The sequence below is a fragment of the Psychrobacillus sp. AK 1817 genome, from assembly GCF_008807035.1.
Classification (GTDB): domain Bacteria; phylum Bacillota; class Bacilli; order Bacillales_A; family Planococcaceae; genus Psychrobacillus; species Psychrobacillus faecigallinarum.
Genome location: NZ_CP031739.1, coordinates 3571618 through 3586245, shown reverse-complemented (window position 1 = coordinate 3586245; position 14628 = coordinate 3571618). Strand labels below are relative to the sequence as shown.

General features: G+C 36.4%; 15 protein-coding genes. 5 read left to right on the top strand and 10 right to left on the bottom strand.

Translation table 11 applies throughout. The annotated features are described in order from the left end of the window. The first annotated feature begins 26 nt into the window (after nucleotides 1–26). Nucleotides 27–578 (top strand): N-acetylmuramoyl-L-alanine amidase family protein, encoded by a 552-nt coding sequence (locus D0S48_RS17950; RefSeq protein WP_151113109.1) that lies wholly within the window; start codon nucleotides 27–29, stop codon nucleotides 576–578. 144 nt (nucleotides 579–722) lie between these two features. Here D0S48_RS17950 and D0S48_RS17945 read toward each other — a convergent pair whose 3' ends face one another. The 4 genes from D0S48_RS17945 to D0S48_RS17930 all read right to left on the bottom strand — a co-directional run bounded on the left by D0S48_RS17945 (nucleotide 723) and on the right by D0S48_RS17930 (nucleotide 7505). Then, the gene (locus D0S48_RS17945; RefSeq protein ID WP_144538997.1) at nucleotides 723–1850 is read right to left on the bottom strand and encodes a DUF4097 family beta strand repeat-containing protein; all 1128 of its coding nucleotides are present in this window, start codon (nucleotides 1848–1850) and stop codon (nucleotides 723–725) included. A 101-nt stretch (nucleotides 1851–1951) separates the two neighbouring features. Next, nucleotides 1952–4822 carry an excinuclease ABC subunit UvrA gene (uvrA, locus tag D0S48_RS17940; RefSeq protein ID WP_151113107.1) on the bottom strand — a complete coding sequence of 957 codons (2871 nt, stop codon included), beginning with the start codon at nucleotides 4820–4822 and terminating at the stop codon, nucleotides 1952–1954. A gap of 6 nt (nucleotides 4823–4828) precedes the next feature. Continuing rightward, entirely contained in the window at nucleotides 4829–6811 is a 1983-nt protein-coding gene (gene uvrB / locus D0S48_RS17935; protein ID WP_144539001.1) for an excinuclease ABC subunit UvrB, read from the bottom strand. A gap of 463 nt (nucleotides 6812–7274) precedes the next feature. Further along, nucleotides 7275–7505 carry an IDEAL domain-containing protein gene (locus D0S48_RS17930; RefSeq protein WP_144539003.1) on the bottom strand — a complete coding sequence of 77 codons (231 nt, stop codon included), beginning with the start codon at nucleotides 7503–7505 and terminating at the stop codon, nucleotides 7275–7277. A gap of 179 nt (nucleotides 7506–7684) precedes the next feature. Between D0S48_RS17930 and D0S48_RS17925 the strand changes: the two genes are divergently transcribed. Then, nucleotides 7685–8227: a competence protein ComK gene (locus tag D0S48_RS17925; RefSeq protein WP_144539005.1), complete on the top strand. Its 543-nt coding sequence runs from the start codon at nucleotides 7685–7687 to the stop codon at nucleotides 8225–8227. Here the strand turns inward: D0S48_RS17925 and D0S48_RS17920 are convergent. Beyond that, nucleotides 8224–8577, bottom strand: a complete 354-nt coding sequence (locus tag D0S48_RS17920; protein ID WP_144539007.1) for a YhjD family protein — start codon at nucleotides 8575–8577, stop codon at nucleotides 8224–8226. The genes D0S48_RS17925 and D0S48_RS17920 overlap by 4 nt on opposite strands. A 121-nt stretch (nucleotides 8578–8698) precedes the next feature. Further along, nucleotides 8699–9931: an EAL and HDOD domain-containing protein gene (locus D0S48_RS17915; RefSeq protein WP_144539009.1), complete on the bottom strand. Its 1233-nt coding sequence runs from the start codon at nucleotides 9929–9931 to the stop codon at nucleotides 8699–8701. 151 nt (nucleotides 9932–10082) lie between these two features. On the opposite strand from D0S48_RS17915, the gene D0S48_RS17910 reads away from it, so the two are divergent. The 3 genes from D0S48_RS17910 (at nucleotide 10083) to D0S48_RS17900 (ending at nucleotide 12896) form a co-directional block, all read left to right on the top strand. Beyond that, complete coding sequence (locus D0S48_RS17910) at nucleotides 10083–10859, top strand: enoyl-CoA hydratase-related protein (RefSeq protein WP_151113106.1); 777 nt, start codon at nucleotides 10083–10085, stop codon at nucleotides 10857–10859. Nucleotides 10860–10926: 67 nt separating this feature from the next. Then, a complete protein-coding gene (locus tag D0S48_RS17905; RefSeq protein WP_151113104.1) occupies nucleotides 10927–12363 on the top strand; it encodes an FAD-binding oxidoreductase in 1437 nt (478 codons plus the stop codon). Further along, nucleotides 12360–12896, top strand: a complete 537-nt coding sequence (locus tag D0S48_RS17900; protein WP_144539015.1) for an MFS transporter — start codon at nucleotides 12360–12362, stop codon at nucleotides 12894–12896. The genes D0S48_RS17905 and D0S48_RS17900 overlap by 4 nt, the downstream gene beginning before the upstream one ends. A gap of 53 nt (nucleotides 12897–12949) precedes the next feature. Here D0S48_RS17900 and D0S48_RS17895 read toward each other — a convergent pair whose 3' ends face one another. From D0S48_RS17895 to D0S48_RS17880, 4 genes are all read right to left on the bottom strand, one after another. Continuing rightward, complete coding sequence (locus tag D0S48_RS17895) at nucleotides 12950–13423, bottom strand: GNAT family N-acetyltransferase (RefSeq protein ID WP_151113102.1); 474 nt, start codon at nucleotides 13421–13423, stop codon at nucleotides 12950–12952. Further along, the gene (locus D0S48_RS17890) at nucleotides 13420–13746 is read right to left on the bottom strand and encodes a hypothetical protein (protein ID WP_151113100.1); all 327 of its coding nucleotides are present in this window, start codon (nucleotides 13744–13746) and stop codon (nucleotides 13420–13422) included. Before D0S48_RS17890 ends, D0S48_RS17895 begins: the two co-directional genes overlap by 4 nt. Before the next feature lie 181 nt (nucleotides 13747–13927). Beyond that, complete coding sequence (locus D0S48_RS20740; protein WP_191697627.1) at nucleotides 13928–14095, bottom strand: hypothetical protein; 168 nt, start codon at nucleotides 14093–14095, stop codon at nucleotides 13928–13930. Further along, nucleotides 14088–14618 (bottom strand): GNAT family N-acetyltransferase, encoded by a 531-nt coding sequence (locus tag D0S48_RS17880; protein WP_225321644.1) that lies wholly within the window; start codon nucleotides 14616–14618, stop codon nucleotides 14088–14090. Before D0S48_RS17880 ends, D0S48_RS20740 begins: the two co-directional genes overlap by 8 nt. Between the last annotated feature and the right edge of the window lie 10 nt (nucleotides 14619–14628).

Sequence of the window (14628 nt, the reverse complement as noted above, 5' to 3'; positions counted from 1 at the left end):
TTATTAGTTAAAAGGAGTGAAGCGTATTGAGGATTATATTAGATGCAGGTCATGGCCCAGAAACAGCAGGAAAAAGAACCCCCGATGGTAAGATGAAGGAATTTGAGTTTAACAGTGCGGTCACAAGATTAGTTAAGAAAGAGTTAGATAACACCGGAATCGTAGTTATTTTTAGTCATTCTGATGATGTCGATGTACCATTACGAGAGCGAACTTCCCTTGCGAACAAATTAAAAGTACAAGCTTTTATTTCCATCCACGCCAATGCATATGGGAGCAATTGGAATGAAGTGAACGGTATAGAAACCTACACGTATTTGAAGCCTTCCGCCGATTCTATTTTACTAGCAAAACATATTCAAGAATCCCTCTGTATCTCTGTGGAACGGAAAAATCGGGGGGTTAAACAGAAGAATCTAGCTGTTGTACGAGATACTATCATGCCAGCAGTTCTAGTGGAATGTGGTTTTATGACGAACAAAGAGGAAGCAAGGCTTCTGCAATCCGAAGAATATCGTTTAAAATGTGCACAAGGAATTGCCACTGGAATAAAGATTTGGGTAAAAAATAAAAACTAAAAAAAGTAGAAGGGTGTTTGTGAACATCCCCTTCTACCTTTTTCTGACCTATTGCACTTTCTTAAGCGAACCAACTCTATATAATTTTGAAGGACTTTATAAAGAAAAGACCAAGTCAACAAATGACTTGGTCTTAGTTGTTTATTATGCTTCCGTTGTATATCTAACTAAAACTGATCCTGTTTTAGCATCTCCATATACTCGTAACGGCTCTCCCTCAGAGTCTACTACTTTTGTGAAGCCTACTTTTTTATTGAGAAGCTGCTCAGATTGGTTTAACTGAGTTACATCAGAAAGCTGCACATCTATACGCCCTAACTGTGTAGAAGTTTCGCCTTTTAAAGAAACGTTTTTAGGTACATAAATTTCAACAGTACCTGCTACCGCTGTTCCTTCGATTTTACGTGCTTCTTTGTCTTTCGTTGTCAGAATTACATGTCCACTAACCGAAGAGCCTTCTATGTCCTTCAATTTTCCATCTACGTAAATGCGGCCATTCATCGTTTCTACCTCAACGGTGTCACCTTCAACATTTTGAACCTGGACTGAGCCATTTACAGTTTCTATGTCTGCTCTATGGAACTTACTATCTTCCAATTCCACCTTACCGTTTGTTGTCTTAATCTTAAAGGTTTTAGATTCTAGGTTTTTCGCAATGAAATCACCGTTAAACAAACGCGCAGAAATATGATTATATTCTTTTTCTGGTATATAAAGTGCTACTTGTACGGCTACCGTTTTCATATCACTATAAACACGTAATTTATTTCCTTCAGTAGTAAAGATAAACTCATTTTGGAATCTTGTTCTTGCTTCTTCCTCTGTAGAATTTTTAAAGGATTTTACCTTCACTGTTGCGTGGGTAAAAGGCTCCTCAGATGGATGAATTTCCACTTTACCATTTGCAAGATTAATCGCGATATCCTCAAATTGTATATCTTCTTTTACAAATTTTTCTTCAAACGTAACCGGATCACTTAATTTAACTTCAAACTCGAAATCCTTCATCTTATCTACAGTTCCTTGCATGAACTGCATGAAGCGATCTCCTACCATAGTAAAATCACGTTTCAGTTCTTCGATAAAATCAGTATTTCCTTGTCTCGTTTGATGCGTTTTTTCTTTTTCTTTTTCTTCAAACTTCTGCTCATTTACTTGGGGAGTGACTATTGTTGCTTGCTTACCGAGCTCTTCTAAAAGTGCTAGTGCTTCCTGTGCAGTAATCGTGCCGTTTTCAACCATATCTAAAATACGTTTACGTTCCTCTTGCATAGTGAAAGGCCTCCTCATAAATTAAAAGTGTATTGCAAATTTCTTCCTATTAGTTATACGTTCTATGAGTCAAAAAGTTTCATTGAAGCTTTTTGAGTTTTTTAACTTTTTGTAGTTGCTTTGTTAATGCCTTCTTCCATTCTTTTACGATCACGCTCTAATATAGTTTTTAAATACTTACCAGTATAGGAATTCTTGACTTCTGCAATTTTTTCTGGTGTTCCAGATGCTAGGATTGTTCCACCTTTATCGCCACCCTCTGGTCCCAAATCAATTAAGTAATCAGCTGTTTTAATGACGTCCAAATTATGTTCAATGACTAGAACAGTATCTCCATTTTCAACTAAGCGCTGTAAAACAATAAGTAATCTTGCAATGTCATCGACATGTAATCCTGTAGTTGGCTCATCCAAAATATAAAATGACTTACCATTCGAGCGCTTATGTAGCTCTGAAGCCAGTTTCACACGTTGCGCTTCTCCACCAGAAAGAGTGGTTGCAGGCTGACCAAGTTCCATATAACCTAGCCCCACATCAAAAAGGGTTTGTATTTTACGACTGATTTTCGGATGGTTTTCAAAGAAAGCAACCCCTTCTTCTACTGTCATCTTCAAAATGTCTGAAATGCTTTTTCCTTTATATAATACTTCCAGTGTCTCTCGATTATAGCGTTTTCCATGACATATCTCGCAAGGTACATAAACATCCGGTAAAAAGTGCATCTCGATTTTGATAATTCCATCGCCTCGACAAGCCTCACAGCGTCCACCTTTTACATTAAAGCTGAAGCGTCCTTTTTTATATCCTCTAATCTTAGCCTCATTAGTCGTTGCAAATAGATCTCTTATATCATCAAAAACGCCAGTATAAGTGGCAGGATTTGAGCGAGGTGTGCGTCCAATCGGTGACTGATCGATATCAATCACCTTATCTAGCATTTCTATTCCCTCTATTGCTTTATGTGCACCTGGCAACGATCTAGCTCGGTTGATGTTGTGTGCTAATGATTTATACAGAATTTCGTTGACCAATGTACTTTTCCCAGAGCCAGATACACCTGTCACAGCAGTAAATACCCCTAGTGGAATATCAACATTAACATTTTTCAGGTTATTTTCCTTAGCACCTTTAATCTTAATAAAACGACCATCTGGTTTTCTTCTTTTTAGAGGAAGAGGGATAAACTTTTTCCCGCTTAAATATTGTCCTGTAAGAGAATTTTTATCTTTCATTACCTCTTCAGGAGTTCCAGCAGCTACTATTTGCCCACCATGTACTCCTGCCCCTGGACCTACATCAATCAAATAATCAGCAGCCATCATCGTATCTTCATCATGTTCTACAACGATTAAAGTGTTTCCTATATCTCGCATATCCTTCAGAGTTGCTACTAAACGGTCATTGTCTCTTTGGTGTAGACCGATAGAAGGTTCATCAAGAATATAAAGTACGCCCGTAAGACGAGAGCCAATTTGAGTCGCTAAACGAATTCGTTGAGCCTCTCCTCCAGATAATGTCCCAGATGCCCGATTCAGAGTCAAATAATTTAGTCCCACATTATCTAGAAAGCTAAGTCGTTCATCAATTTCTCTTAAAACTAATCGAGCGATTTGCATGTCCTTATCTGACAATTTCAGTTCACTGAAAAATTTATTTGCTTCCTCAATCGAAAATCTAGAAACTTGGCCAATATGCAATGAATCTATTTTCACTGCCATCGTTTCTTCCTTTAAACGGTACCCCTTACAAGTAGGACAGTCATGCTCTGCCATATACTTTTCCATTTGCTCTCGAATATAATCAGAGGACGTATCTTTATAACGTCTTTCAATGTTTGCAAGTACACCTTCGAATTGAATCGAATTGTCCCTTACTTGGCCATATTCGTTTTGATAACGGAAACGAATTTTGTCCTTTCCTGAACCGTACATAATTTTGTTCCACTGATCAATAGGTAGTTTCTCAACTGGAACATTCATTTTTATTTTGTAATGCTTACACACTGCCTCTAGTAGCTTCGGATAATATTGAGAGCTCGTAGGCTGCCATGCTACAATGGCTCCCTCTTCCAGAGTTAATGATTTATCTGGAACAACTAAATCTGGATTTACCTCTAACTTGGTGCCTAACCCATCGCAATCTGTACACGCACCAAATGGACTGTTAAACGAAAACATTCTCGGCTCTAGCTCGCCAATGGAAAAGCCACATATTGGACATGCATGATGCTCGCTAAATAGTAGCTCCTCTTGTTCCATCACATCTATTAGAACTCGTCCATCTCCGAGTCGTAACGCAGATTCTAAGGAATCGCTTAATCGTGCAGCTATACCTTCTTTTAATACAACTCGGTCGATGACTACTTCAATATTATGTTTTTTATTTTTATCTAAGTTTATATCGTCATCTAAGTCTATTAAATCTCCATTAATGCGAACGCGTACATATCCTTGCTTTTTCATGTCCTCTAGTAATTTCACATGAGTTCCTTTACGACCAGACACAATCGGAGCAAGAATCTGCATTTTAGTTCTTTCTGGATACTCGCTTAATCGGTCAACCATTTGCTCAATTGTTTGCGAGGATATTTCAATTCCATGGTTTGGACAAATTGGCTTCCCTACCCGAGCATATAACAATCGCATATAATCATAAATTTCTGTAACAGTTGCTACTGTAGATCTTGGATTTTTACTTGTCGTCTTTTGATCAATCGAAATGGCCGGTGATAGCCCTTCTATTGAATCAACGTCTGGTTTATCCATTTGGCCTAGAAACTGTCTTGCGTATGCCGATAAGGATTCTACATAACGTCGTTGTCCTTCAGCATAAATAGTGTCAAAGGCTAAGGAAGACTTACCAGAACCAGATAAACCTGTCATAACGACAAGCTTATCTCTTGGTATTTTGATACTTATATCTTTTAAATTATTTGTACGAGCACCTTGAATATTAATCTCTTGGTTTTTCACCAATCATCATCCTTCCAGCTTGAGCTCCAAAATTGCATCACGTAATTCAGCAGCCCGTTCAAAGTTAAGCGCCTTTGCAGCATCTTTCATTTCTTTTTCTAGCTTTTCTAGTAGTTTACCCTTTTCCTCTTTAGTTAAGACTTTTCCACTAGTTAATTGCTGTGCATAGCTTTCCTCTTCTTCAGCCACTTGAGAGGCTCTAATTACTTCTCTTATTTTCTTCACAATTGTTTTAGGTGTAATGCCATGCTTTTCGTTATATTCCATTTGAATTGTACGACGACGCTTTGTTTCATCGATTGCTTTTTTCATGGAATCTGTCATTTTATCTGCATACATAATAACTTCTCCGTTGGAGTTTCGGGCTGCTCGACCAATCGTTTGAATCAATGAACGTTCCGAACGTAGGAATCCTTCCTTATCGGCATCCAAAATAGCAACTAGTGAAACCTCTGGCAAGTCTAACCCCTCTCTCAACAGGTTAATGCCGATTAAAACATCATAAGTACCTAATCGAAGCTCTCGAATAATCTCAATTCGTTCTAAGGTTTTTACCTCAGAATGTAAATATTGCACCTTAATGCCTATTTCTTTTAAATAATCCGTTAAATCCTCGGACATCTTTTTCGTCAAAGTAGTTATCAGTACTCGTTCATTTTTTGCCGATCTTTCATAAATCTCATTGATTAAATCATCTATTTGACCTTCAATAGGTTTTACGGTAATGACTGGATCCAATAAACCAGTTGGGCGAATAATTTGTTCAACCATTTCTGGTGTATGCTCCAATTCATATGGTCCCGGTGTTGCTGATACATAGATTGCTTGTTTTACATGTCCCTCAAATTCCTGGAATGTTAGAGGTCTATTATCTAAAGCTGATGGCAAACGGAAGCCGTAATTCACTAATACTGATTTACGAGCCTGATCCCCATTATACATTCCTCTAACCTGAGGTAACGAAACGTGACTTTCATCTATTACGAGCAAGAAATCCTCTGGAAAATAATCTAATAATGTATAGGGTGTCGCTCCTGCTTCTCTTAATGTTAAGTGACGAGAATAGTTTTCTATTCCAGAGCAGAATCCCATTTCCTCCATCATTTCTAAATCATAATTGGTCCGTTGCTCCAATCTCTGAGCTTCTAACAATTTATCCTCACTGCGAAGGATAGTTAGTTGCTCTTCTAGCTCTTGACGAATATTATTAATCGCTATTTTCATTTTTTCTTCTCTAGTTACGAAGTGGGATGCAGGGAAAATAGCTACATGGTCACGCTCTCCTAATATTTCTCCTGTTAATGCGTTTACTTCACGAATTCTATCTATTTCATCACCAAAAAATTCTACCCTTAGGCATCTCTCATCTCGGGAAGCAGGGAATATCTCCACCACATCTCCACGGACACGGAATGTTCCACGAGTAAAATTAATATCATTACGTTCATATTGAACATCTACAAGCTTTCTTAATAGCTGATTCCTATCGATTTCCATACCTGTTCTTAAAGACACAACCATCTCTCTATATTCTTCTGGATTCCCTAAACCATAAATGCAGGAAACTGAAGCGATGATAATGACATCCTTACGCTCAAATAATGAGGAAGTGGCAGAATGTCGTAATTTATCTATTTCTTCATTTATACTTGAATCTTTCTCTATATAAGTATCTGTTTGTGGTACGTATGCCTCTGGTTGAAAGTAGTCATAATAACTAACAAAATATTCTACTGCATTGTTAGGAAAGAATTCCTTGAACTCACTATATAGTTGTCCTGCCAGTGTTTTGTTATGGGCCATTACAAGGGTTGGCTTATTGATTTGTTGAATTACATTAGAAATAGTAAAGGTCTTACCGGTACCTGTGGCCCCTAGTAATGTTTGATGCTTTTTACCTTTCTTTACTCCTTTAACTAGTTCTTTAATCGCTTCTACTTGATCCCCTGCCGGCTCATACGGAGATTGTAAATCAAAGATTTGTTCCATATGTTTGCCTCCCGTGTGCTTAATAAATTTAGTGTAACATAATCATTTTTCTAACACTATTAAAACGAACATACGTTTTAAAACTTTTTATTTTGAGTATGTTGGACTATTGATGTAGCAACGTTTGAATAAAATATTACTCCTTGTATTACTACCCTCTTTTCAAGAAAAAGCTACATAAGATTCTAATTTGTCAAAGAGTAAAGGAATAATTTTTATTTTTGTTTCTACAAGAAGCCCTTACTATCTTAGAAAAATTGAAGTCCACTTATTTGAAGAAATCGTTTTAAACGATGAATCTTACTGCCTACATTGATTTACGCATTCTGCGCGATGACCATCATCCAAACAACTAAGTGAAACTTGTTCATTTTTAATGGCAAGGCTCTATTTATGAAATTAACTCATTTTTAAATTCAACTCCATAAATAGAAAAAAGCCGCTCTGCATAAGCGGCTTTTGTTTAACTCTTTAGTTGGAGCAAAACATTTGTATATTCGTTAAATGCTTTTCTGTCCTTACGATCCAACGCCTCATCTATCAACTCTAGTAATCGATAACTCCTTTGCTCCCGGTGGACAACATTTAAAAACATATCAAGATAAATTTCGTTTAACAATTTTTCTGCGGAGCTTTCTTTCCCTGTTTGTCCCATTGCTTTCATAAAATCTGTATATGAATATTGTTTGTCCATTATAATCACCCCGATGCCTTTTTTATATTATATAAAAGCTAAAGGCTACTTGCAATCATTTTAAGAAAATTTAGATTATATAGTAAACATCAAATATTTTAATAATTAGATATATTAACTTGATTTATTTCCAAATTTAACTATAATTTAAATTATATTATACTAAGGAGTGAAATTTTCTGGCAAAAAAATATGAGAATAAATCCCATCTTATTTCCTTTGAAACAGCGTCCCTTCAACCTTTAGTAGTAAATAACAAAGTTTACACGAAAGTTATTAATTTTTCTGGCGAGTCTTTCATTGTAAGTAAAAAGCCATATGAAATTGTTCGCTACTCCTGTGCTTTCTACGGTTCTTCCTTTCAACATGCTGTAAATTTGTCTCGAGAAACCATTGGTAACTACTTTAAGCTTCCAATTGTACTTGCGCATGACTATGGTTCGCCTTGTATTTTGCTTCCTATCCTTTCTCCTAAATCTGATTTAAATATCTGGTTTTCCTTTCAAGCAATTGAAGCATTCTACCCTACTCAAAAAGGCTCTACTATCGTCTTACCGAACGGTGACACAATTGATGTTCCTGTTTCTACGAATACTATCAGCCGTCAGATTGCCTATTCCAATATTTTAAGTACCCATTTTCTTAAAAGAATGAGCCATCTTTTAAACCACGGTTTTATAACTTCCAGACATGCAGTTCGAAAAACATTACCAATCGATTAGGAAATGGTTAAGTACATTGTAAGTAGTTCTTCTACGCGGTTACGAAGACGGACATTCAAATAACGTCGATGCTCCTCGTAGCCACCATGAAAAAATACATATTCTGTGAACATATCATCTCCTTCTCCTCGGAGCACTTTCATACTATGCCTCCTCATGTAAATATGTGTGTCTTTTAACTCTTTTTGTACCTGCTTCACTGCTTCTTCGACAATGTTTATATATGGTCTGTTTAATTTGAAGGGAGCCTTTTCAAAAATCGTCCGATCCTTTTCCAAGATGGTAAATACCATAGGAAGATAAATCATATTTTCAAAATAAGGAATCGCCTCTTCAGGTATTAATGGCATCTTAATCACCTTTCTTTTTAAGAACACTTGTTCTTATTATATTACAACTTATCAAAGAAAATGCAATGGAAAGAAAAGAAATTCAATAAAAAAACTGCCAATCCGAAAATTGGCAGTAGTATTATTGAGTAACTATTTCAGAAGCCCACCGACGGGCCTCCTTATAAAAGTTATTAAGTGAGGGGAAATCAATACCGATTGTCTCAGCACCTTCAAACATATCAGTCCAGCGTACCTCGTCATAAGCAATTGTTAAGTCTAAGAAAGCCGTCAGGTCTGTTTTAGTACCAGACAGAGTCGCTGCTACTTCATCTGAAAGAGGTAATTCTCTTACTAGTTGCTCCATTTCTCTATGCAATAATGTATCCATTAAGGAGAACATCCCTACCAATAAATATTCAGAGGAATTATGTAGACGCTTTTCTTTCGCTAACAGCTCACAAAATTTCGCTCTAAACAAGGATGCCTCTATAATAGCTAGTCCGTCTCCGTTATGTGTGTTATGTGCTTCACGTAGCATTAATACATGAATCCAATGATTGATTTCCTCAAGCCCGAGCATCAATACACCCTGCTTGATCGAGCGAACCTTGGAGCGAGTTTTAATAGCTGATGAATTAATCAATTTAAGCACCTTAAAGGTCAAAGAAACATCACGTTCAATTTCAATAGCTATTTCATCCAAAGTGGCTTCCTCATTGCGCAAAAGACTAATCAGTCTCAAATACTGCATTATATTACCTGGAATCTCCGTGGACTTAATGATTTCAGGTTTGGCAAAAAAGTAGCCTTGAAACAATTTATAGCCTGCTGCCTTTGCCTCATAGAAATCGATACGGGTTTCAATCTTCTCTGCAAGCAAAACTATATGAGGATAATTAGTTTGAACAATCTTTTCAACAGCATTTCGCTCCTCTATTGAGCTAGAAAGAAAGTCTATTTTGATGAAGTTAACAATACTAAATAATTCTTCATAGTAAAGAACATTATTTTTTAGTACAAAATCATCTAATGCCAAGAGGAAGCCCATTGCTTTTATCTGTCTAATATTTTGTATAATACTTGGCGTAATTATAATGTCCTCTAAAATCTCCACCACAATTCTGTTGGAAGGAAATCTTTTTAAAACTTCCTTATCGAGAAGATTTTCAGTAAAGTTGATAAAGCATAGCTTATCACCTGCAAGCTCATTTATACCTATAGTAAGAAATGAATGCGTTAGCACATCAATGGTAGCCATATCTGCATCCACTTCTGGGAAAGAATTGTCTTCGTTGTTTCTATATAACAATTCAAAACCGAATAACGATTCGTTTATATTAAAAATTGGCTGTCTTGCAATAAAGATATCCATTTTAATTCCTCTTGTTCTAAGAAATGTAATTTATAACTATTGTATCAAAAAAAGTAAGGAAAAACGACCTATTTTTTCCTTTAGTGACAGAATAATCATAAAATGATATGTTAAGATATGAGAAACTTATCGTATTTTAGGGGGAGATATAATGGAAACCATTGCTTATGAACAACAAGGTAATATTGGATATGTGACATTAAATAGACCCGAGGCATTGAATGCATTCAATTACGACATGCTACGCGAGCTTGGAGAAATAGCCGAATCCATTCGCATTAATCCTGACATTAGACTAGTAATCTTTACAGGCTCTGGCGAAAAGTCCTTTAGTGTTGGGGCTGACTTAAAAGAGCGTAGAACATTAACAGAGCAACGAGTAAAGCGAAATATATATAAAATAGGTGAAGTATTTTCTATGATTGAAAACCTGCCACAGCCAACCATTGCCATGTTAAATGGTTATGCTTTTGGAGGTGGTACTGAGCTGGCACTCGCATGTGATTTCCGGATTGCAGCAGATGACATTCTAATGGGACTAACGGAAACAAGCTTGGCCATCATTCCTGGGGCTGGTGGGACACAGCGTTTGCCACGTTTAATTGGAGAGTCGAAGGCGCTGGAGCTTATCTTAACAGCTAAGAGATTAACAGCACATGAAGCATTCACATATGGACTTTTAACTAAAGTTGCTAGTCGTGAAACGTTAAAGCAAGAAACCGAGACCTTCGCAGCCCTTATCCTTGCAAATGGCCCTGTAGCACTTCAGCAAGCGAAATTTGCCGTAAAAAAAGGAATGAACGTAGATTTACAAACCGGCTTACAAATTGAACGTAAGGCTTATGAGGTCACTATTCCAACCGAGGATCGTGTAGAGGCATTAAATGCATTTAACGAAAAAAGAAAGCCTGTTTTTAAGGGGAAATAATACAACAAAAGGGATATTGTCTTAATGGCACTATCTCTTTTTTATCTATATTAGGAGGAGAAAAATCATTAATAAATCTCGTATCCTTTTTAGTGTCTTTTACATAGTTTTGTTCGTCGCATCTTACACACTTTTTCAAACAAAACAAGCTACCCAACTCGTTGAAGATTCTGCGGGTTTATTGCCAGTCAAAATGAAGTCAATTGAATCTACTGGGAAAGTAGAGGATATTCAAAGAATTGTGCAAGAAGCGAGCCACAATAAAGAAACTATTTCTATTGCAGGTATGCAGCATAGCCAAGGGGGACAAACCTTATATCCGAATGGGATTTTACTAGATATGAAGGGGTATAACAAAATACTAGAGCTAGATGAAAAAAACAAAATGATAACAGTTCAAAGTGGAGTAACATGGGCAGATATTCAATCCTATATCAATCCCTATGGGCTCTCTCTTAAGGTCAGCCAGTCTCAGAATATTTTTACTGTTGGAGGTTCATTGAGCGTAAATGTTCATGGAAGAAATATTGAGTATACCTCCTTAATCGATACAGTTGAATCTTTCCGACTACTGAATGCTGATGGGGAAATTCTTCATGTTAGCCGAAAAGAAAACGCTGAACTTTTTCCTTTGGTTATAGGAGGTTACGGATTATTTGGAATCATTTTGGACGTTACATTGCATTTAACGGATGATGAGCTTTATCAAATACGTACCAATTCCTTTGCCTTTGATGAATACAGCTCCTATTTCCGTGAACAAATTTTACAGGATAAACGTGTCAAAATGCATTTAGCCAGAATTTCTGTTGCACCCAACAATTTTTTAGAGGATATGTATGTAACTGATTACTACTTAGCAGACAATCAATCAATATTGGAAAGCCATTCAAAGTTAAAAAGAGAAACAATAATTGCGATTCCTAAGTTTTTCCTGGGTCTCTCACGAATAAATGACTGGGGTAAGAATATATTTTGGAGTACTCAAGAATCGTATAACCAAAAATTAGAGGATACATATATTTCCAGAAACAACGTTATGCGCTCTGAGTCGGCATTTATGGAGTATGATAACCATAGCAAAACGGAAGTATTACAGGAATATTTTATACCAATAGATGAGTTTAGCACCTATATCGAAGATTTGAGAGATATTTTAAAGGATGAACAAGATTTTAACCTTCTTAATATTACTATTCGTTACGTGAAGAAAAACGAAGAGGCTGTCATGTCCTACTCAAAGGATGATATGTTCGCACTTGTCCTGTTGGTTAATCAGGGAACAGACGAGGAAAGTATGCAGGAAACGACACGCGTCGTTCGAAGTATCATTGATATTACTTTAGCTCATGATGGAAGCTATTATTTACCCTATTATCATTTCCCAACAAGGGAACAACTAATAGAAGCCTATCCGAGAACAGAAGAGTTTTTTTATATGAAAGAAAAATATGACCCTGAAAATAAATTTATGAATATGTTCTATAAGGAGTACCACCAATGAAATACAAAAAATTCATCCTCTACCAAGGCATCATCGGAATGGCATCCAGTATGATCTTTCCTTTTTATGTTCTTCTATTAAACAATGTTGGAAGAAGCTATTCTCAGTTCGGTTGGGCTTACGGATTATTTGCTCTTACTGCAGCATTAACCTATCCATTTGTCGGTAAACTTGCAGATAAAATTGGAGATAAGCTTTTGCTTATTCTGTATTCATGGGGAATGGCTGTTATTTTGTTAATTTTCCCATTAGCCTACGAGATATGGCATGTATATATGCTTCAAATTTTTATGGGAATATTAGGCGCCGTTCAGAAGAACTCTGAAAAAACAGTACTTGCTCGGAATGTAAAAAAAGAATCTGCTGGAAAAGAAATTGGTACGTACCATATTTGGACCTCTATCGCTGCAGCAGTAGCCGTAATTGCCACCGGCTATCTTGTCGACTTTTTAACTATCGGTACTATCTTTTACCTAGCCTCTATTATTTTTGCATGGAGCGGTCTATATATTCTTAAGCTCAAAATAGAATAATAATTAACTGGTGAGACTTCAACAAAAAACCACAGCAAAACAGCCAAAGAGATTTACTCCTTGGCTGTTTTATAAATCATTTTGACAAATTCATAGCTTCCTCCGTTAGTATCCTGTGAAAAATTACTAACCTTTTCAAAACCTATTTTCTTATAGGTAGCTATAGCTCGCTTGTTAAAGGCAGCGACAGATAAAGTAATGATTGTCGGTTGAAATCTATTTAGTGCAAACTGCATGCCTGCTTGCAAAAAATCTAACCCTCTTCCACTACCCGTTAAATCTGGACGCATGCCTAGTCCAATATCAATTTCCCCAGGGGATACAGAAGTAAAGCCAAAGAAGCCGATGATTTCATCATGCTCCAAAACGACAAAATAAGAATCACCGCGGCTTATCGGATTTAGAAATTCTTCCAAATCTTCTTTATCAGCCTCCATATTATAAAAGGAATATGGTTCCTCATAATGCCAGCTATAGGCAATAACATTTGCCTGATCTTGAGTCATTGGTTGAAGTGTATAGCTCAAGCACTTTTTCCTCCCCTCTTACCCTGTCTTACAAAATAAATAATAGGGTTTAATAAACTCAACAAAGTTATAGCGAGGAACATAAAGGTCGAAACTATATCTCCTCCTAAATTAAGCTCATCTACTATAATTCCTTCTATATAAAGCATTTGGGCACACGCAACTATAGAAACAATAGAAACGCTAGAAATAGTGAAGCTCGTTAACCATTTTCTTTGTATAGGGAGAACTACTACTATAAATAACATCACAGACAAAAGTAGAAACGTGATAAAGACAGGTCTCATTAATGTAAAAGTACTAAAAGCTTCAAAACTATACATAGGAGGCACTCCCCATTAGGAAATAGATAAGGAACAGCAACAAAAAGAATGTACATACTGCTCCCAACAATTTTTGATTTTGATAGTTTTTTCCTGCCTTCAATTTCTCAAGTAACACTATTAAATTTAAAAACCACCAAACCCCCAGCAACGGAATGATTATAAGGAGCCACTTCATACCTTAATAATCTTCCGTTTTCTTCTTGTGTAAAATTTCTTTTAAAGTGTTGTGAATGTTAGTGAGACTGATTATTATAAACCCTAGCATAACAAATGTAACAATTTCTCCTGTAAAAAATGAAACAACTCCTAACACAATAAAATACAAAATATATATCCAATTATTCATAAAATCTATCTCCTTTTAGCACCTTCCCCATAATGACATATGGCTCATCAGTTGGAGAAGGAATAAAATTTTCTTTTACCACTACCCAGCCTAGGCTTGTATACAATGTCTGACCGGCTAAATTACTTACCTGAGTAGTCAATATAGACGTTTTCCTATGAGAATTGTTTACCAATTTATCGGCCATTTCCCTACCGAAACCATTTTTTCGGTACGAGGGATGAACCGCTAACTCTACAAATTCAAAGCAATCACTTAACCACCTTTCTATTTCATCAGAAGTTAACTCCTTTTCTAGAAGCTCACGGTAATACTGCCCCTTCTCCGACTTGTAGCCATAGGCAAATCCCACACACTCGTTTGTATCACTGTAAGCTACAATTCCTAAAAAACCTTCGTAATCTGCATGCCTTTGAATTCGTTCGAAAAAGTCATCCTCTTCTTTTTTCCATATTGCTTGATAAAGCATAGCCATTTCCTCTGCGGTATGTACGCTATGATCAAATTGCTTAAAAATAATCATTTATTGTTCA

Excerpts from the sequence above, each read along its gene's own strand:
- D0S48_RS17890 (WP_151113100.1), bottom strand. The coding sequence starts at position 13,746 with ATGTATAGTTTTGAAGCTTTTAGTACTTTTACATTAATGAGACCTGTC.
- D0S48_RS17915 (WP_144539009.1), bottom strand. The coding sequence starts at position 9,931 with ATGGATATCTTTATTGCAAGACAGCCAATTTTTAATATAAACGAATCG.
- D0S48_RS17880 (WP_225321644.1), bottom strand. The coding sequence starts at position 14,618 with ATGATTATTTTTAAGCAATTTGATCATAGCGTACATACCGCAGAGGAA.
- D0S48_RS17930 (WP_144539003.1), bottom strand. The coding sequence starts at position 7,505 with ATGGACAAACAATATTCATATACAGATTTTATGAAAGCAATGGGACAA.
- D0S48_RS20740 (WP_191697627.1), bottom strand. The coding sequence starts at position 14,095 with ATGAATAATTGGATATATATTTTGTATTTTATTGTGTTAGGAGTTGTT.
- D0S48_RS17920 (WP_144539007.1), bottom strand. The coding sequence starts at position 8,577 with ATGCCATTAATACCTGAAGAGGCGATTCCTTATTTTGAAAATATGATT.
- D0S48_RS17945 (WP_144538997.1), bottom strand. The coding sequence starts at position 1,850 with ATGCAAGAGGAACGTAAACGTATTTTAGATATGGTTGAAAACGGCACG.
- D0S48_RS17900 (WP_144539015.1), top strand. The coding sequence starts at position 12,360 with ATGAAATACAAAAAATTCATCCTCTACCAAGGCATCATCGGAATGGCA.
- D0S48_RS17910 (WP_151113106.1), top strand. The coding sequence starts at position 10,083 with ATGGAAACCATTGCTTATGAACAACAAGGTAATATTGGATATGTGACA.
- uvrB (WP_144539001.1), bottom strand. The coding sequence starts at position 6,811 with ATGGAACAAATCTTTGATTTACAATCTCCGTATGAGCCGGCAGGGGAT.